We start from the raw sequence: 17,923 nt of genomic DNA, 5'->3' as shown, positions 1-17,923 counted from the left end.
TCGTTAAGCTTTTTTCTTTTCCTCCAGAAATAACTCACGCGGTGCTTCGAAATGCGTAAGTAACTCCGGCGACAGATAGAAAGCCGTCGGATCGTCGTTGATCAATCGGGTCACCTGCGAGCGATGAGCCGCAATAGCCTGATTGCGTTGGTCCATAACCGACAGAATGGGCATACGCCACACCTGCATTTCGTTCGGTCCAGGCATGTCACGGTCATGGCCTAACTCCCACAACCAGATCAGGTATTCCAGCACGCGCGGACGATTCGGAAGCCGGGCAATCGCCCCCGTCAGAATTTGCCAGGAAGCCCGATGGTCTGGATGGGGGTCGCGACGCCAGGGTACCAGTACGGTTTGCGGGTCAACATCCAACAGCAGCGTATGCATAAAATGGACGGCATCGTCGAAGCCTGCCCGATCCGGTGTCGCAACCTGCCTGTCTTTCTGTCGCATGAATGTACAGTTGTCGGGTGACACGTTCAGAATACGGAGGGCTTCCAGTGCTTCTGATTCACGCAACTGACGCAGCCGCTCAGCGGGGTAGCTGGGCGAATTAGGGTGCGACAGCGTTCCATCACTCACAAATAGCACGTGCACGCTATAGCCCTGTTCCCGCAAAAGGGCAATCGTACCACCACATCCTAACGATTCGTCGTCGGGATGCGGGGCAATGACCAGCGTACGTCCGATACGACTCAGGTCCTGAGGATCAATCGAGACAGCAAGGTCTTCCAAAAGATGCGCTTTATCAATGCCAGAGGTCATGCGCTTTGGTTTGATTGGTGAGCACGTAACGGCCAATGTCAGCCAGCGTAGCATCGGGAGCGGGCTGGCGAAGATAAAACGTCAGGTCGCGGTGAATCCGCTCGAACGGAAGAGGCCCCATAAGTCCCCGTGCTCCTACACATCGTTCAGCCAGCGCCATCATCCGCAAACAGATTTCTTCAATAGCCGTTCGGGTCATGTTGGCGTAGGCAACAATTTTGTCTATTTCTCCACCTCGGCCCAACCATTCGTCGTTTTTTGATCCAGCCGTCGCAATCCATTGATTACCGGATTCAAGCAAATAAGCCATTTCAGCCAGCCGGGCCTTTTGCATTGGATCGTCAATCCGATTCATCGACGCCAGAAAAGCCCGTGTTTCATTAAACAAAGCCTCTGCTCCACCCAACTGCACAGCGGCAAACCGAATCGCCCCCCCACTAAAATACGGCTGCCGGAAGTAGTCACCGGGTTGCCCCAGCAAATCCGCTTCATCAATCTCGACTCCGGTAAAATCTAGTTTGTAACTAACAGAGGAACGCATACCTAACGGCTGCCAGAACCGCTTATCCTGGGCGATTGGTTTGACGGATTCGGTGGGTATAATACACATCTGCCATCCTTGCTTTTGGGCACCAATCAACTCACCCGTCACCAGTGGTCGATGAATCCAGCCAGCACCCGAACAGAACGTTTTTGATCCCTCCAGACGATACCGACCATTGCCCAACGCGTGAATGCGGACACCGTCGTTCGCCTGTGTATTCCAGACGCTAAACAAGTGGTTATGCACTTGCACGTCATTGTACCAACGGTGTTCCTGATCAGGCTTGGCGTACAAGGCAATGAGTTGTAAGGCGTTCACATGGCCTTCGTAGATTCGCCCCACCGCCAGATTGCCCGTACCAACCCGCTTTAATAGATTCAGGAGCCGTTCGGTCGTGGGTAAGCGATTGTCCAGTTCACCACCAGCTACGGTTACAGCTAATAGTCCAGCTTCGGATAACCAGTCGAAAGCCTTCTCCGGAAAAATGGCTTCGTTGTCCGTATGAGCAGCATCACCGGCAATCCGGTCGATTAACCGATTCATCTTGAACGGATCAGACAGCCATGACTTCTGTGATAACACAGGGTTTATAGTCATATATATTGATAAGTAGTAGAGTTCACCCGACAACCCGTTGTTTGACGTAAATTGTTTGTCTAAACACCTTTCTACATCCCGTTACTTATTAACAGGTTCTAACAAATCACAACAACTGATTTTCAGTCGATTTGAATAAACTCAGAAAACGCAGTGCCAGCTGGGTATTTTTTTCGTACCTTTGCGGGAAATTTGTCAGGTACCAATGGCTTCGTTCAATCCGGTTAAGATTTTTTCAGGAACCCAATCCATCTACTTAGCCGAAAAAATCGCGCATTATTACGGTAAAGACTTAGGTGGCTACACGTGTCGGCGATTCAGCGACGGTGAAATGTCGCCTAGCTTTGAAGAATCCGTTCGGGGCTGCGACGTATTTTTGATTCAGTCGACACCCCCTCCCGGCGACAATCTGATGGAATTGTTGCTGATGGTTGATGCTGCCCGTCGGGCCTCGGCGCACTACGTTACCGTTGTCATTCCGTATTTCGGCTACGCCCGTCAGGACCGAAAAGACAAACCACGCGTAGCCATTGCTGCTAAGCTGGTGGCCAACATGCTGGCAGCATCGGGCGCGGATCGGCTGATGACCATTGATTTACACGCCGGACAGATACAGGGTTTCTTTGACTTCCCGGTCGATCATCTGGAAGGAACCTCGGTATTCGTTCCGTACATCAAAAGTCTGAATTTAGAGAATCTGGTCGTTGCTTCACCCGACGTTGGTGGTGCTAACCGCGCCAGGACGTTCGCGAAGCATTTCAACGCGGACATCGTGCTCTGCGATAAACACCGGAAGCGGGCGAATGAAATTGCCTCGATGCAGGTAATCGGGGACGTTGAAGGAGCCAACGTAGTCCTCGTTGACGATTTGATCGATACGGGCGGAACGATGGCCAAAGCGGCTCAGATTATCATGGATAAAGGAGCGGCTTCGGTACGGGCGATTTGTACGCACCCCATTATGTCGGGCAAAGCACACGAGAATATTTCTAATTCGGTGCTGGAAGAACTGGTTGTTGCTGACACCTTACCGATGCAGCAGCCAAACGAAAAAATCAGAGTCCTATCGGTCGCCGAGCTATTTGCGAAAGCAATCGGTCGCATTCGGGATCACGAATCTATTAGTTCATTGTTTATAAGAAATTGATAGACAGCCATGTAAGGCCCAATCTATCATTCATGCGTTTAATTAATTTACAGATATGAAAAAAATCGAGATTGTAGGGTATCAACGAGCGAATCTCGGCCGCACGGAATCACAAGCGATTCGGGCCGAGGGCAATGTTCCGTGCGTATTATACGGTGGTCAGGACCAAGTGCATTTCTATGCACCAGCTATCCTGTTCCGTGACCTGCTGTATACGCCTAATGTGTACGAAGTAGCGCTGAATATCGAAGGTGCTGAGTACCGGGCTATTCTTCAGGAAGCCCAGTTCCACCCAGTTAGCGATTCGCTGCTGCACGCAGACTTCCTGCTGGTAGCCGATGGCAAGCCCGTTAAAATTGCGGTGCCTGTTCGTCTGGTTGGATCGGCTCCGGGTGTACAAAAAGGGGGTAAACTGGTAACCCGCGTTCGGAAACTGCGCGTAAAAGGTACGGTTGAAAACATCCCTGACTTTATTGACGTTGACGTTTCTGGTCTTGACCTGGGCAAATCGGTTCGTGTTGGACAGATCCCGGTTAGCAATATTGAGCTGCTCGAGCAAGCATCGAACCCAGTAGCCAGCATTGAAATCCCACGTGCACTGCGTGGTCAGGTTTCGGCCAAATAATACCGCCTTTATTGGCGAGTACCAGTACACTAATAGATGCGAAAAGCCCTTCCTGGAGAAACAGGAAGGGCTTTTTTGTCTCACTATCATTCAGTCGGCACTATTTTTTCGTTACCCGGATTGAAATGCGCCTGTTCTGAGCACGTCCTTCCTTTGTTTCATTGGAAGCTACCGGATGCGCCTGACCATAGCCTTCTGCTTCCAGCCGGTCTTTGTCAATACCCAGTTTCTCCAACGCAACCCGTACAGAATTAGCCCGGTCCTGTGAGAGTTTCAGGTTGTTAGCCGCATTGCCCGTGTTGTCGGTATAGCCGCCCAATTTTACGTTCACCGCTGGGTACGCCTTCAAAATTTCGCTGATGTTTTTTAGCTGCTCCTGCGACGCTGGCTTCAATGTTGCCTTCCCGGTTTCGAACAACAGGCGGTCAAAGTCGAACCAGGTTGTTTTGTCAACCGGATTTTCACTGCTGATAAACCGCAGCAGATTATTCTCGATTCCATTTTCGGGGATGTTCAACTCAACGCCACTAGTCAGTTTCTGTTTTCGGAAAGCGCCCAGATTAGCCGCCGTCGGGTCCGACTCGGCCATTCCTTCCGGTACGTCCGCTTCATCAGGCATGGTCATAACTACTTCGTCTACCTCATCAACTTCGACTTCTCCCGACTCGCTGCTTGGCACGGCGATGTAGGGAGCGATAACCAGCGACACGATAGACATGAGCTTAATCAGGATGTTCATCGATGGGCCGGAGGTATCTTTGAAGGGGTCACCGACCGTATCGCCCGTTACAGACGCCTTGTGCGGTTCCGATTTTTTGTAATACGTTTCCCCATTGATCAGAACCCCCTTCTCGAACGATTTTTTAGCGTTATCCCAGGCTCCCCCGGCATTGTTCATAAAAATACCCATCAGCACGCCCGAAACCGTCACACCTGCCAGTAGGCCACCCAGTACTTCCGGTCCAAAAGTGAACCCGACGATTACGGGAACCGATAAGGCAATAGCGCCGGGCAATATCATCTCCCGAATGGACGCCTGGGTAGAGATAGCGACGCATTTGTCGTACTCAGGTTTACCCGTTCCTTCCAGAATACCGGGAATTTCGCGGAATTGGCGACGAACTTCTTCTACCATCTTCATGGCAGCGCGACCAACAGCCGCAATCGCCAGCGAAGAAAAAATAAACGGAATCATGGCGCCAACAAACAGACCTGCCAGTACATTGGCCTTGTAAATGTCGATGGTCGAAATGCCGGATATACCTACAAAGGCAGCAAACAAAGCCAGCGCGGTTAGGGCAGCAGAAGCAATGGCAAAGCCTTTACCGGTAGCAGCCGTGGTATTACCTACGGCATCTAGAATGTCGGTACGGCCCCGAACCTCTTCGGGTAGGTAGCTCATTTCGGCGATACCACCGGCATTGTCAGCAATTGGTCCAAAGGCATCGATCGCCAGTTGCATGGCGGTGGTAGCCATCATGCCAGCCGCCGAAATAGCCACCCCATACAGACCGGCAAAGCTGTAGGACAGATAAATACCAGCGGCCAATACGAGAATAGGTAACACTGTTGACTCCATTCCCACTGACAAGCCACCAATGATATTCGTTGCGGCTCCCGTCGCGGACTGGCGGATAATGGACAATACCGGACGACGGCCCATTGCTGTGTAATACTCCGTAATGATGGACATTAATGCCCCAACAACCAGACCCGTGACAATAGCGTAAAACACATCCATCCGGGTAAACTCAACACCCCGAATTTCCATGGCAACGTCCGGCAGGTAGCTTCTCACCAGAAAGTAGGAAGCAATCAATGTGAGAACAATGGACGCCCAGTTGCCAAAGTTCAGCGCTCCCTGCACGTTGCCCGTATCGTCTTTTACCCGCACAAAATAGGTAGCAATGATGGAGAAGATCAGACCAAGACCCGCAATAACCATTGGCAACACAATTGGTGCATGACCGTAAATATTAGCGTCGGCAGGTATCTCGATTTCCCGACCAAGTACCATCGTCGCCAGAATGGTAGCCACGTACGAGCCAAACAAATCCGCACCCATACCCGCGACATCCCCCACATTATCGCCGACGTTATCGGCAATGGTAGCCGGATTGCGGGGGTCATCTTCGGGAATCCCGGCTTCTACTTTACCGACGAGATCGGCACCTACGTCGGCAGCTTTTGTATAAATCCCTCCGCCTACGCGCGCAAATAAGGCAATGGATTCGGCACCGAGCGAGAAGCCAGCCAGCACTTCGAGGGTTTTCTCCATCGGCAAGCCGTTTACATCACCCGTCGGGCCAACGTATAGGTTATACAATACAATGAATAAACCGCCAAGCCCCAGCACGGCCAGACCTGCCACACCAATACCCATCACGGAACCACCCGTAAACGACACTTCCAGCGCACGGGTAAGACTGGTACGAGCCGCGTGGGCCGTCCGAACGTTCGCCTTCGTGGCGATGGTCATACCGATATAGCCAGCCAGTGCGGAAAGGAAAGCCCCAAGCACAAACGATAAACCGATAAGGGGACTGGAATTCTCAACTAATGTTCCTGAATACGCCAGCAGGATGGCGACGATAATACCAAAATAGGTAAGCACTCGCCATTCGGCTTTAAGGAAGGCCAGCGCCCCATTTGCGATGTAATTGGCAATTTCCTGCATCCGGGCATCGCCGGCATCCTGCCGTGATACCCACATAAATTTGGTATACATTAGCAAAAGGCCAATGATACCCAGCACAGGGACTAGATAGACACTGTAATTCATGCGATTAGCTAATAAGTTAAAGAATGGATTTAGAAATAGGAATGCGCACAAATATAGAATTTGCCCTTACACAACAATCGTTGATCTTGACTTTTTTTAAGTATTTTTGGTTTTATTCGAGGAAGAACGAACAATAACTGGTAATCGTCCGTAGTGAGCCACCCTGAATGAATAGGCTTAGGCTATCGATTACACTAAATCATTTTCGGGCTTGTGCCGCCTGGCTACCCTTGGTTTTCCCTGCTGTTGGTGAACTAGGGATAGTAAGTAGATTCAAACCAGATTGTCGGTTGAGGGTAGCGCGCTGTACGGAACAGGTAAAAAGTGATTGACTTGCTTATAAAAAGATAGAGGCCACTGCTCAACGACAACAACGGTTGACGTTAAGCAGTGGCCTCTTCTCTTTCTATTCAGAGGTATTAAACGCTATAATGGATTAGTGAGCGAACTAGCGTCCTGCCCGCTTCTGCAAGGCATCCCGCGACAGAACGATCAAATGGCCGATTGGTTTTCCAGCGCGGTACGTAATCACCCGAAGCGTAATAGGGCCATCGGGCAGTTCGACCGGTTGGCTGTATTTCGTCGAAAACGCGTCGGGCATGGTGTCGTCGATGCTGTAGTAGATATCCAGATTGGGTACTTCGCTTTCCAAGGTCAGCGTGAGCTTGCCATTTTTCATGCTTGTCCGGACGATGGCGTCATAAACGGCACGGGAATAATTGACCTGCGCAATATCGGCCCGGTCGAAGTGGGCTTCCATCCGTGGGACGAACTTCTCCCAGTTTTTCGTTTCTTTCGGCGACCAGTACACATCGGCCAAGGCCCAACCGCGCGGATAGGTCATGTATTCGGCATAGCGGAGCGTAGGAATCTGCTCAGTCCACAGATTGGCCTGACCACCCAGGATGTACTTCGCGTCAACCCCGTCCGGAACCGGTTCGAAGCTGTAGCTTTTCTTAGTGCGCAAAGTCGCGTAGATGGGCGGATCATTGTCGCCCTGCTGATAATCCAGGTAGGCAAACGTGGTAGGCGTCATCACCACATCATGTCCCAGATGGGCCGCTTCGATACCGCCTTTAATCCCCCGCCAGCTCATCACAGTCGCTTCCGGCGAAATACCGCCTTCCAGGATTTCGTCCCAGCCCAGCAGCTTTTTGCCTTTCGCTTTGAGGATTTTCTCGACGCGGTTCATGAAATACCCCTGCAAATCCTCGACGTGCCGGATATTCAGTTGCTTCATCAACGCCTGACAGCCAGGGTCCTGCGCCCAATACCCTTTGTAACACTCGTCTCCGCCGACGTGGATGTACTGATTCGGGAAAAGAGCCGCTACCTCCGTAAAAACCTTGTCCAGAAATTCATACACTTTCTCATCGGAGGGGTTAAGCGTATTTTCGACCAGCATCTTGAACGTGCCATTGCCGTACCATTCCGAGAACGCGGTACCCGGATCTACGGAAACAGGCGTTTTGGTGCAACTCAGTTCGGGGTAAGCCGCCAGCGCTGCCATACTGTGACCAGGCACATCAATCTCCGGAACAATTGTGACGTTGCGGTCTTGGGCGTATTTAATGATTTCTTTGATGTCATTCTGGGTATAAAATCCACCGTACGAAGCGGCTTCGCCGGGTTTAGGATCGAGTCGGTTGCCGAAATGACCGGCCCGCTGTACCCGCCAAGCCCCTACTTCGGTAAGCTTAGGTAGCGATTTTATTTCAATCCGCCAGCCCTGGTCGTCGGTCAAATGCCAGTGGAAGGTGTTAAACTTAAGCCGGGCCAACTCGTCAATGTAACGCTTCACATCGTCTTTTGGAAAGAAATGTCGGCTCACATCGAGCATAATACCCCGCCAGCCAAAACGCGGGTAATCCGTAATACGAACGGCAGGGATGGTCCACGAGGATTGGGCCGGTGTCTTGCTTTCGATTTCTTTCGGCAGCAACTGGAGCAACGACTGCATGCCGTAAAATAAACCTGCTGGCTCATTGGCCGTAATCGTAATGCCCTTAGAAGACGCGTCGAGCGTGTATCCTTCCTTGCCCAATTTCGGGTTGGGCGTTTCGTTTAGATCAAACTGAATACTGGCTTTTGTACCGGCTTTCGGTCTTAAGCCAAATCCCGTCGGTGCATTCAGTTTTTGCGCCATCATATCAGCGGCAGCCTGCGCTTTAGGCTGGTCGTAGCCGATTGTGGCCGTCTTGGTAAGCGTAAAAGTACCCCGCTGCGGCTGTACGTCAACCGGTTGCGGAATAAGGTTAATGGGCTGCTGAGCATTCGCAACGGTCATGCCTGTAATCAGGAGCAGAACACCAGCGATACGTATTTTCATGCTGAAACTAGTTAGTGATTAGAATGGAAAGCAAGTTACGACGCGGTCTCAATGATCCCAACATTGGCACATTGTTAAACCTCTCTTTCTCGCAGACAAGCCCAAAACGGGAAGCAAGTCCTCCGTAACATCAATTAGTGAAACAAAAGCCTAAAATAGATCAACTTAAAAATCGCAGACAAGGTGTAAATTTGGCGACTAGCCTATAATCCGCTTCTGTACTGTGTCGCTACGTAAATTTCTACCCGCATTTACTCTTGCTCTTTCGCTTAGCTCGACGCTCATCGCCCAGGTTCCGTACGGCCCCATCAAGCCGACGCCCCCCGGCGAAATTTTGTCAAACCTGAAAAAGCTGAACGTTCTGGGTTCGGCCTTATACATAGCCGCCCACCCCGACGATGAGAATACGCTGCTGCTGGCTTATCTGGCGAAAGACCGGCTTGTCCGCACGGGGTATCTGTCGTTGACACGGGGCGACGGCGGACAAAATCTGATCGGCCCCGAACAGGGCGAAAACATCGGTGTCATCCGTACCCAGGAATTGTTGGCTGCCCGACGCGTCGATGGTCCCGACCAGTTTTTCAGCCGGGCTTACGATTTTGGCTTCTCGAAGTCAACAGACGAAGCTGTTCGGACCTGGGGTCAGGAAAAGGTCCTAGCCGATGTAGTCTGGATGATTCGTAAGTATCAACCCGACGTTATCATCACCCGTTTTCCGCCCGATTCGCGCGCGGGTCACGGTCACCACAGCGCATCGGGCTTTCTGGCCGAAGAAGGCTTTAAAATCGCCAACGATCCGACCAAGTTCCCCGAACAGTTAGCGTACGTAAAACCCTGGCAGGCAAAGCGCATTCTTTGGAACGTCTTTATTCCGGGAGCGTTCATGAGCAACAAAAAACCCGACGAAGCCGGCAACCTGATTGGTATTGAAACGGGCTTATACAATCCATTACTCGGCAAATCGTACGGCGAAATTGCCGCCGAAAGCCGGAGTCAGCATAAAAGTCAGGGTTTTGGCGTGGCCGCTAATCGAAATGCGCGGATCGACTATCTGTTGCTGAAAGGCGGAAGCCCCGTTGAAAAAGATCCACTCGACGGTGTGGATATCAGCTGGAAACGTGTTCCCAAAAGCGAGGCCGTGCAAGGGCAGGTCAACCAGGTTATTGCCGGATTTAAACCCGACCAGCCGGAAGCGTCCGTACCCGCGCTGGTGCAACTGTACGGTGCGATCAGCAAGCTAGATACGGCGAATATTTACGTCAAGGCCAAGCGTCAGGAAGTTGAGCAACTGATCCGGCAATGTCTGGGCTTGTGGTTTGAGACCAATCCCGTTGACTATGCCGCTACCCCCGGAGAAACAATTCGGCTTACGACCAACGTTGTTAACCGGGCCGATGCTGCGGTTACGTTGCTGAATGTACGGTATTCGGTTGGCAAGGACACAACCCTGAACGTGCCGCTCAAACCAAACGACGTTGTTGTGCTGTCCACGCCCGTTACCATTCCACAAAACCAAAAGATTTCGCAGCCATACTGGCTCGAAAAACCGATTGTCAAGGGTGTATTTCAGGTCGATAATCAGCAGTTGATTGGCTTACCCGAAAATCCGCCGGCTATCTCGACCACCTACACGTTCGACATCAGCGGGCAACAATTCACGTTTACCCGTCCCGTCGTCTACAAATCGACGGACCCGGTTGACGGGGAGATTTACCGACCTTTTATCATTCAACCAGCTGTTACCGCCAATCTGGCCGAGCGCGTGTATGCCTTCTCGGACGACACGCCAAAAACGGCGGAATTAGTGCTACGCGCGGGTCGGGCCAACGTATCAGGAACGGTGAAGTTGGAAGCCCCGGCTGGCTGGCGAGTTGAACCGGCGTCGCAGCCGTTTGCGCTGGACCGAAAAGGCAGTGAACAGCGCATCACGTTCACCGTTACACCAACGGCTCAGGCACAGACCGGTAAATTGCAGGCCGTCATGACGACGAGCGGATCAGGTCAGGCCAACAGCACGTTTACCACGGGGCTTCGCGTAATTGCCTACAAGCACATTCCCACGCAAACCTTGTTCCCACCTGCCGAAGCGAAAGTGGTGAAACTCGACGTAAAAGTAACCGCCAAGAATATTGGTTACATTGTTGGCGCGGGCGACGAAGTTCCGGCGGCCTTACAACAGATGGGTTGTCGCGTCACGATTCTTGGTCCTACCGAACTTAGCCGAAACCTGTCGGCCTACGATGCTATTGTAGTCGGTATCAGAGCCTACAACATCAATGATTACCTCGCCAACTACCAGGCTAATTTGATGGACTACGTGAAAAACGGTGGGACGATGATCGTACAGTACGTGACACCCGGCGGTTCAGGTATCCTTCAGAACGGGTTGAAAGTAAATCAACTCGGCCCCTACCCGTTCAAAGTGGTCAACGAGCGCGTAACCGAAGAAGACGCGCCGGTTGAGTTTATCAATCCGCAGCATCGGTTGCTCAACTACCCGAATAAAATCACGCAGAACGACTTTGCTGGCTGGATTCAGGAACGCGGCATCTACTTTGCCCAGGACTGGGACAAAGCCTACGAACCGATTTTCTCGTCGCACGATCAGAACGAAGCAGCCAAACAAGGTAGCCTGATCTACGCCAAATACGGCAAAGGAAGCTTTATGTATACGGGTCTCGTCTTCTTCCGCGAATTGCCCGCTGGCGTACCGGGTGCGTACCGGCTCTTTGCCAATATGATTTCGGTAGGTAAGTAGCAGAAAGTTGGTGGTGTCGGTTTTAAGAAACCGACACCACCGTCTGGCTTCGTGATGTCGGTTTCTTAAAACCGACACCTACGACATAGAGCTAAAACAATTCTCGGTAATGGAGTAATTGTGATTGCGGCCGCAGACCGTTATAGAAAGCCATACTAGAGTACCGATAATCAGCGGCACAGCTTACCATACCTGCTCGTACGGGATTGGTATGCATATACTCAATCTTCGTTTCGCAAACATCACGGGAGTATAGATAAACATCATCGAAGCGATCTGTCCAGATTTTGAAATGCTGAGTTTGATAGGCGTAAGCTATATCGTCCAAAAAATGCGGTCGAGTGAGTTGGATGTACTCCCGTAGTTTGAGCGAGGTAAACTTTTTAAAGTCGCGCATGTACTCGATCAGATGATTCTTCTCCAGAAAGACGATTATAAAGTGAATGTAATTCGTCATAAATACATAAGCCACTAGCCGAGCATGGTATTTCTGGTTATAGAAGGCAAAGCTATCGAATAGTATTTTGTAACAGTTATTGTCGAACAGAAGTGGTTGATGGTGCCAACACGTGGTGGTAACGAAAAAGCACCGCTCTTCGGTGAGTAACGTACGATTCCTAAGCCCCATAGCCAATGATTGTCAGCGATTTGAAGGTATAAGACTCTACGGATGCATTTATGTCACTTGTGGAGTTCTCTTTGTAGTGGTGTCGGTTTCTCAAAACCGACACCACTACAAAGAGAACTATTTCGGACAGTGCTAGCTCTCCAACCTGACGCTTCTCAGGACATTTCTTCCATCGTCCAGAACGTTTGTTTGCCTTTTAGCCTTGCTTGCCGCATCATTTCGTCGGCTCCAGCGGATGGTCCACCCACGCGTAAAACAGCGTCGCAGTGGTCGATTAACTGCACAGCTACGGGATGGAAAAATTCGTTAAAAACAGCGTCACCCAGTTGAGTGGAACCGGCGGCTTTGATGAGCGGCAACGCAAGCCACTCACCGCATACGGGTGTATGCCCTTTACGATAAACGGCCAGCGCAGCCTCTTCCATCCGGTGCATGTTCTGCATAATAAGCCGGGGATCATCGTTGGTACCCGAACGGTATGGTCCGGCAATCAGAATGAGCATGTTAATTGGCGGATGGGGTTAATTGTTGAAGGCGCAGGTGCTGTAGTAACATGATCGTCTTACCATCCCGGATCTCACCGCTTGTCATCATGGCCAGCGCCTGTTGTAAAGGTATTTCCATAATCTCGATCTCTTCCTCGTCAATGCCCCCACCGGCATAGCGCTCAGTATCCGCCGTGTATTCAGCGATGTAGAAAAACAGCTTTTCGGTCACCGAACCCGGACTCATGTACGCTTCCATCACTTTTTGCACCGACTGAATCCGATAACCGGTTTCTTCTTCCGTCTCGCGCCGGATAGCCGTTTCGGGATCGTCGTTATCGAGCAGACCCGCACAGGCTTCGATGAGCATACCCGAAGTCGGTCCACCGTCGCGGTTACCGTTCACAAACGTGGGCAACCGAAACTGACGCGTTAAGATCACATTGTCCGTTTGTGGGTTGTACAGCAAAATCGTGGCTCCGTTCCCCCGGTCGTATGCTTCGCGTTGCTGGGTAGACCACTGCCCGTTCTTTCCCAAATAATTGAACGTAAAGCGTTTCAGAATGTACCAGTTGTCGGATAGCAATTTTTCTTCCGTGATTTGCACACGTTCAGACAGCAAATTGTTCATAATTGTTCGATCTTGTTTATTTTTGAACAAAACAAAAAGAAAGTCATGAATTTTCAACACCGCAAGCGGATAATTGTACAAACGGTCGATGAACGTGGCTCTGTTGATGTAGGCGAATTAGCACAGTTGCTACAAACCTCGGAGATGACTGTTCGGCGCGATCTGGTCCAGTTGGCATCCTCCGGTTTGATCTACCGAACACGCGGTGGCGCTATGAAAGTAAGCCTGGCTACGGACAAGCACACGTTTGCCAACAAAACCGCTGTCAATGCCGAGCGCAAGGATTACATCTGCCAGTTGGCCGCTCAGGAAATTCAGGAAGGCGACATTATTTTTATGGACTGCGGCAGTACGGTATTCAGGCTGTGTCAATTCATTCGCAACAAACGCATCACCGTTGTTACGAATTCGCTGCCTGTTCTCTCCGAACTGATGGATTCGACGGTATCCGTTAATTTGGTTGGTGGCGAAGTCGATAAGGAGCGACGGGCCATGCACGGGTTGATCGCCGAAGAGCACATTGCCCGGTACCGTGCACATCGGGCGTTTATCGGCGTAGACGGTATTTCGTTGCAAAACGGGCTGAGCGCCAACGGCGAAAAAGAAGCCAGTACAGCCACGGCAATGGCCCGACAAACCGAAAAAGTTTATCTTCTCTGCGATTCGTCGAAGCTGGAAACCGACAAATACCTCTATTTTGCGCCATTAAGCCTATTTGATGTGCTCATCACCGATCAGGAAGCGAAGCCCGATATGATGACGGCTTATCGCCAGGCAGGCATTACGCTGATTAATTAACTCATGTGGCAAATCTGGATTGATACGGGCGGAACGTTTACGGACGGTCTTGCCCAGGATCTCAACGGCACCATTCACCGCACCAAAGTTCTGAGCAGCAGCCGACTGCGCGGCCTCTTAACCGACGACAAACTTACTGCTCCCTGGCTAACGGCACCTATCTTTGACGATTATCAAATACGCGTTGTCGATACGGATGAACTCTACCGAATTGTCAGCCTAAACGTAGACGGGACACTCATCCTCGACCACCCGATTTCTGCTCCGTCACAAACCACCACTGTTGAGTTATTCACCGGCGAAGAAGCCCCGGTCTTAGCCGCCCGTCTGTTAACTAAAACGCCATTGCATCAGCCCTTTCCGCCACTCGAAATGCGGCTAGGCACCACAAAAGGCACTAACGCCCTGCTCGAACGAAAGGGAGGGCGCGTCGCTTTACTGGTCACCCAAGGCTTTAAAGACCTGCTGACTATTGGCACCCAGCAACGCCCGGATTTGTTTCAACTGGCAATCCCACCCGCCGAAGTCTTGTACGATTCGGTTTTCGAAGTCGATGAACGCATTGCCGCCGACGGTCAGGTGCTGACTCCCCTCTCCGACCAGACCATTACGGAGTTAATTGAACAGCTTCGCGGGGTTCAGCCCGATGCGGTCGCTATCTCGTTTCTGAACGCGTATCAAAATCCAATTCACGAACGCCAACTTCAGGATGCGCTGACAACGGCAGGATTCCGGTACATCACCCGCTCGACGGCAGTTTCGGTCGCTCCGCACTATGTGCCTCGTACGCAAACAGCGGTTGTCGATGCGTACCTGACGCCGGTGATGCGGTCGTACCTGGACAATGTACAGAAGCAACTGGCAAATGGTGAAGCACCGCAACAAACCGTCCGCATCATGACCAGCGCAGGTGGACTGGTTCGCGCTGATCTGTTTGGTCCCAAAGACAGTTTGCTGAGTGGTCCGGCGGGTGGTGTCATCGGGGCAGCGAGCATTGCAGAAAGCCTTTCCGTTGCCCGCACATTAACCCTCGATATGGGCGGCACAAGTACCGACGTTGCCCGCATCCAGCACAATCTGGATTATCGGTTCACAACCAGGATTGGACCATTCGATTTACAATTGCCCTCGCTGGCTATCGAAACCGTAGCTGCGGGTGGCGGGTCGGTATGCTGGTTCGAAGAGCACGGTGCCGCTTCCGGTCAGTTGCGGGTTGGTCCGCAAAGTGCGGGGGCTAATCCCGGTCCGGCCTGCTACGGTGCGAGTGCCCCCGGCCAACCGCTTTTGCTCACGATTACCGACGTGAACCTGTTGCTGGGGAAGCTGCATCCTAAGCAATTTGGTATTCCCGTTTTTCCGGAAAAAGCGCAGCTAGCCTTACAGGAAATCATTCGCCAAATCGAAGCTCGTACCGGCAACTGTCCCGATCAGCTCGACGTGCTGCGCGGTTTTGAACGCATTGCGGACGAAACGATGGCCGGTGCGATTCGTAAGATTTCGGTAGCGCGTGGCTTCGATCCGACAGAATATAGCTTGCTGGTATTTGGCGGGGCGGGTGGCTTACACGGTTGCGCCATTGCCCGTTTGCTCAACATGGAGCGTCTGATCCTACCGTTCGACGGTGGTCTGCTCAGCGCCTACGGAATCGGCAAAGCGCAGATCGAGCGAATAGCATCGCAATCCGTGTTGAAACCGCTTGCGCATGTTAACGACACCCTATCACCTCTTTTCGACGAACTGAGTACGCAGGCCATTACGGCCTTGCAAACGGACGTTGGTTCAGAAACGCCGGTCCGAATATCGTCGGCATTGATCTACCTGCGGCTGCAAGGTCAGGAGTCGTCCGTCGAAGTGGACTATTGGTCCAAGAGGCAACGTTTAGCTATGGCTTTTCAACATCGGTACCAACAGCTATACGGCCACTTCCCCACCGATTCCAACGGCCAGCCGCGCCCTATCGAAGTCGAAAGCATCCGGGTTATTGCCAGCACTGAGACTACCGAAACGGCCGTGAGTGGTCCGCCCAACAGTCATCGTCATGCGGTGGCTTCGTTCGAAACAGATACTTACCCCGCTTACGACTGGACACAGCTACAGGAAGGCGATACGTTTCGCGGCCCTACTTTGTTACTGAATACGACCTCATCGGCCTTTATCGAACCGGGGTGGCGGGTAATTGTGCAGTCCGACAAAAACGTGCTTGTTGATTACATTGAGGATGTTGACACATTGCCGCTGCAATCGGCCAATGGCGTTGATCCCGAAAGCCAGGACGTTATTCAGCTTGAACTGTTTACGCAGCGGTTCCGGGCAATTGCCGAAGAAATGGGTGCTCAATTGCAGCGAACGGCTTTTTCGGTCAACGTTAAGGAACGACTCGATTTCTCCTGCGCACTTTTGAACGCGAACGCCGAACTCGTCGCCAACGCTCCCCACATTCCGGTGCATCTGGGTAGCTTGGGTATTTGTGCGCGGCTGGTTCTCGCCAACATCCGACTCGAACCAGGCGACGTGGTTATTACGAATCACCCAAAATACGGTGGGTCGCATTTGCCGGACGTGACGTTACTCAGTGGCGTTTTCACCGATGAAGACGAGTTGATTGGTTACGTAATCAACCGAGCCCACCACGCCGAAATTGGCGGTAAAGTACCGGGCTCGATGCCTCCCGATGCGGTATCGTTGGTTGAAGAAGGCGTTGTACTGGAACCTCAGTATGTTGTCCGAAAAGGTGTTTTCCAATGGGACCAGCCAGACGGATTGCAGGAACGCTTTACGACAGCACCTTACCCAACGCGCGCGCTGGCCGAAAACCGGGCGGACATCGAAGCAGCCCTTGCCTCGCTGAGAGCGGGCGAAACAGCGCTGCAAAACCTTGTCCGGCAACACGGTTTACCAACTGTACACCAGTACATGAACCGACTGCAAGCGTCCGCTACCGATGCCATCCTTGCCGTCTTGCGACCACTCGACGGAAAGCATTTCTACGCCGAGGAAGCCCTTGACGACGGTCATGTCATTCGGGTCAATCTGGCGATAAACGACGGACAGATTACCTTCGACTTTTCGGGTACATCAGGCGTCCATCCGCATAATCTCAACGCTAATATTTCTATCCTGTACAGCGCTGTGCTGTATGTTCTCCGACTCTGGTGCCAGAAAGACATTCCTCTGAATGAAGGGCTGATGATACCTGTTAATCTGATTTTACCCGACGAATCATTCCTCAACCCGATCTTTCCGGATGACCCAGCGCAGTGCCCGGCCGTTGTCGGAGGTAATACCGAAGTCAGCCAACGATTGGTGGATACTCTGCTCAAAGCGCTGGGATTAGCCGCGTGTAGCCAGGGTACCATGAACAATTTTCTATTTGGCCGATCATCCGCACTGGGTGGTTTCGGGTATTACGAAACCATTGGCGGAGGCACGGGTGCTACGGTTGGCGCTGACGGGCGTTCGGCAGTGCATCAGCACATGACCAACACGAAACTGACTGACCCGGAAGAACTCGAACGACGTTACCCGGTTCGATTGCACCGCTTTGCGATTCGGCAGGGTTCCGGCGGTTTGGGACAGTGGCAGGGTGGCGACGGTATCGTTCGCGAGATTGAGTTTTTAGAGCCGGTACAGGCAACACTCGTCAGTCAGCATCGCGTCGCGGCTCCTTATGGGTTGAACGGAGGAGCGTCGGGATTTGTGGGGCGGCAAACGTTGATTTACGCAGACGGCCAGCAAGAAGCACTACCCGGCATTTTTACGCGGGCGATGGAAGCGGGCGAACGGATACGGCTGGAAACGCCGGGCGGTGGAGGTGCTAACGACAAACCGTAATCA

General features: G+C 52.0%; 12 protein-coding genes. 5 read left to right on the top strand and 7 right to left on the bottom strand.

Annotated elements, in window-relative coordinates:
* Window positions 1–3: 3 nt before the first annotated feature.
* A complete protein-coding gene (locus LQ777_RS08065) occupies window positions 4–765 on the bottom strand; it encodes a PIG-L deacetylase family protein (protein ID WP_232562008.1) in 762 nt (253 codons plus the stop codon).
* On the bottom strand, window positions 749–1,906 hold the full coding sequence (locus LQ777_RS08060; RefSeq protein WP_232562007.1) for an acyl-CoA dehydrogenase family protein: 1,158 nt from the start codon (window positions 1,904–1,906) through the stop codon (window positions 749–751). Before LQ777_RS08060 ends, LQ777_RS08065 begins: the two co-directional genes overlap by 17 nt.
* A 205-nt stretch (window positions 1,907–2,111) precedes the next feature.
* On the opposite strand from LQ777_RS08060, the gene LQ777_RS08055 reads away from it, so the two are divergent.
* Both LQ777_RS08055 and LQ777_RS08050 read left to right on the top strand, forming a co-directional pair.
* A complete protein-coding gene (locus LQ777_RS08055; protein ID WP_232562006.1) occupies window positions 2,112–3,053 on the top strand; it encodes a ribose-phosphate pyrophosphokinase in 942 nt (313 codons plus the stop codon).
* 55 nt (window positions 3,054–3,108) lie between these two features.
* Window positions 3,109–3,678 (top strand): 50S ribosomal protein L25/general stress protein Ctc, encoded by a 570-nt coding sequence (locus LQ777_RS08050; protein WP_232562005.1) that lies wholly within the window; start codon window positions 3,109–3,111, stop codon window positions 3,676–3,678.
* Window positions 3,679–3,778: 100 nt separating this feature from the next.
* Here LQ777_RS08050 and LQ777_RS08045 read toward each other — a convergent pair whose 3' ends face one another.
* Window positions 3,779–6,460, bottom strand: coding sequence for a sodium-translocating pyrophosphatase (locus LQ777_RS08045; RefSeq protein WP_232562004.1), 2,682 nt, complete (start codon window positions 6,458–6,460; stop codon window positions 3,779–3,781).
* A 448-nt stretch (window positions 6,461–6,908) separates the two neighbouring features.
* Window positions 6,909–8,789: a beta-N-acetylhexosaminidase gene (locus LQ777_RS08040; RefSeq protein ID WP_232562003.1), complete on the bottom strand. Its 1,881-nt coding sequence runs from the start codon at window positions 8,787–8,789 to the stop codon at window positions 6,909–6,911.
* Window positions 8,790–9,012: 223 nt separating this feature from the next.
* Between LQ777_RS08040 and LQ777_RS08035 the strand changes: the two genes are divergently transcribed.
* Window positions 9,013–11,547 carry a PIG-L family deacetylase gene (locus LQ777_RS08035; RefSeq protein WP_232562002.1) on the top strand — a complete coding sequence of 845 codons (2,535 nt, stop codon included), beginning with the start codon at window positions 9,013–9,015 and terminating at the stop codon, window positions 11,545–11,547.
* A gap of 91 nt (window positions 11,548–11,638) precedes the next feature.
* Here the strand turns inward: LQ777_RS08035 and LQ777_RS08030 are convergent, their stop codons facing one another.
* From LQ777_RS08030 to nudK, 3 genes are all read right to left on the bottom strand, one after another.
* The gene (locus LQ777_RS08030) at window positions 11,639–12,175 is read right to left on the bottom strand and encodes an REP-associated tyrosine transposase (protein ID WP_232562001.1); all 537 of its coding nucleotides are present in this window, start codon (window positions 12,173–12,175) and stop codon (window positions 11,639–11,641) included.
* 155 nt (window positions 12,176–12,330) lie between these two features.
* The gene (locus LQ777_RS08025) at window positions 12,331–12,678 is read right to left on the bottom strand and encodes a DUF4406 domain-containing protein (protein ID WP_232562000.1); all 348 of its coding nucleotides are present in this window, start codon (window positions 12,676–12,678) and stop codon (window positions 12,331–12,333) included.
* Window position 12,679: 1 nt separating this feature from the next.
* On the bottom strand, window positions 12,680–13,291 hold the full coding sequence (gene nudK / locus LQ777_RS08020; RefSeq protein WP_232561999.1) for a GDP-mannose pyrophosphatase NudK: 612 nt from the start codon (window positions 13,289–13,291) through the stop codon (window positions 12,680–12,682).
* Window positions 13,292–13,336: 45 nt separating this feature from the next.
* Here nudK and LQ777_RS08015 point away from each other — a divergent pair, with 45 nt between their 5' ends.
* On the top strand, window positions 13,337–14,089 hold the full coding sequence (locus LQ777_RS08015) for a DeoR/GlpR family DNA-binding transcription regulator (RefSeq protein WP_232561998.1): 753 nt from the start codon (window positions 13,337–13,339) through the stop codon (window positions 14,087–14,089).
* 3 nt (window positions 14,090–14,092) lie between these two features.
* Window positions 14,093–17,920, top strand: coding sequence for a hydantoinase B/oxoprolinase family protein (locus LQ777_RS08010; protein WP_232561997.1), 3,828 nt, complete (start codon window positions 14,093–14,095; stop codon window positions 17,918–17,920).
* The last annotated feature ends 3 nt before the right edge of the window (window positions 17,921–17,923 follow it).

Source organism: Spirosoma oryzicola, from assembly GCF_021233055.1.
Taxonomy (GTDB): Bacteria; Bacteroidota; Bacteroidia; order Cytophagales; family Spirosomataceae; genus Spirosoma; species Spirosoma oryzicola.
The sequence above is the reverse complement of the archived record's forward strand: the minus strand, read 5'-3'. Positions and strand labels throughout refer to the sequence as shown.

Bases quoted from the DNA above. Each gene is read 5' to 3' on its own strand.
- LQ777_RS08065 (WP_232562008.1), bottom strand. From the start codon at position 765: ATGACCTCTGGCATTGATAAAGCGCATCTTTTGGAAGACCTTGCTGTC.
- LQ777_RS08060 (WP_232562007.1), bottom strand. From the start codon at position 1,906: ATGACTATAAACCCTGTGTTATCACAGAAGTCATGGCTGTCTGATCCG.
- LQ777_RS08055 (WP_232562006.1), top strand. From the start codon at position 2,112: ATGGCTTCGTTCAATCCGGTTAAGATTTTTTCAGGAACCCAATCCATC.
- LQ777_RS08050 (WP_232562005.1), top strand. From the start codon at position 3,109: ATGAAAAAAATCGAGATTGTAGGGTATCAACGAGCGAATCTCGGCCGC.
- LQ777_RS08045 (WP_232562004.1), bottom strand. From the start codon at position 6,460: ATGAATTACAGTGTCTATCTAGTCCCTGTGCTGGGTATCATTGGCCTT.
- LQ777_RS08040 (WP_232562003.1), bottom strand. From the start codon at position 8,789: ATGAAAATACGTATCGCTGGTGTTCTGCTCCTGATTACAGGCATGACC.
- LQ777_RS08030 (WP_232562001.1), bottom strand. From the start codon at position 12,175: ATGGGGCTTAGGAATCGTACGTTACTCACCGAAGAGCGGTGCTTTTTC.
- LQ777_RS08025 (WP_232562000.1), bottom strand. From the start codon at position 12,678: ATGCTCATTCTGATTGCCGGACCATACCGTTCGGGTACCAACGATGAT.
- nudK (WP_232561999.1), bottom strand. From the start codon at position 13,291: ATGAACAATTTGCTGTCTGAACGTGTGCAAATCACGGAAGAAAAATTG.
- LQ777_RS08015 (WP_232561998.1), top strand. From the start codon at position 13,337: ATGAATTTTCAACACCGCAAGCGGATAATTGTACAAACGGTCGATGAA.
- LQ777_RS08010 (WP_232561997.1), top strand. From the start codon at position 14,093: ATGTGGCAAATCTGGATTGATACGGGCGGAACGTTTACGGACGGTCTT.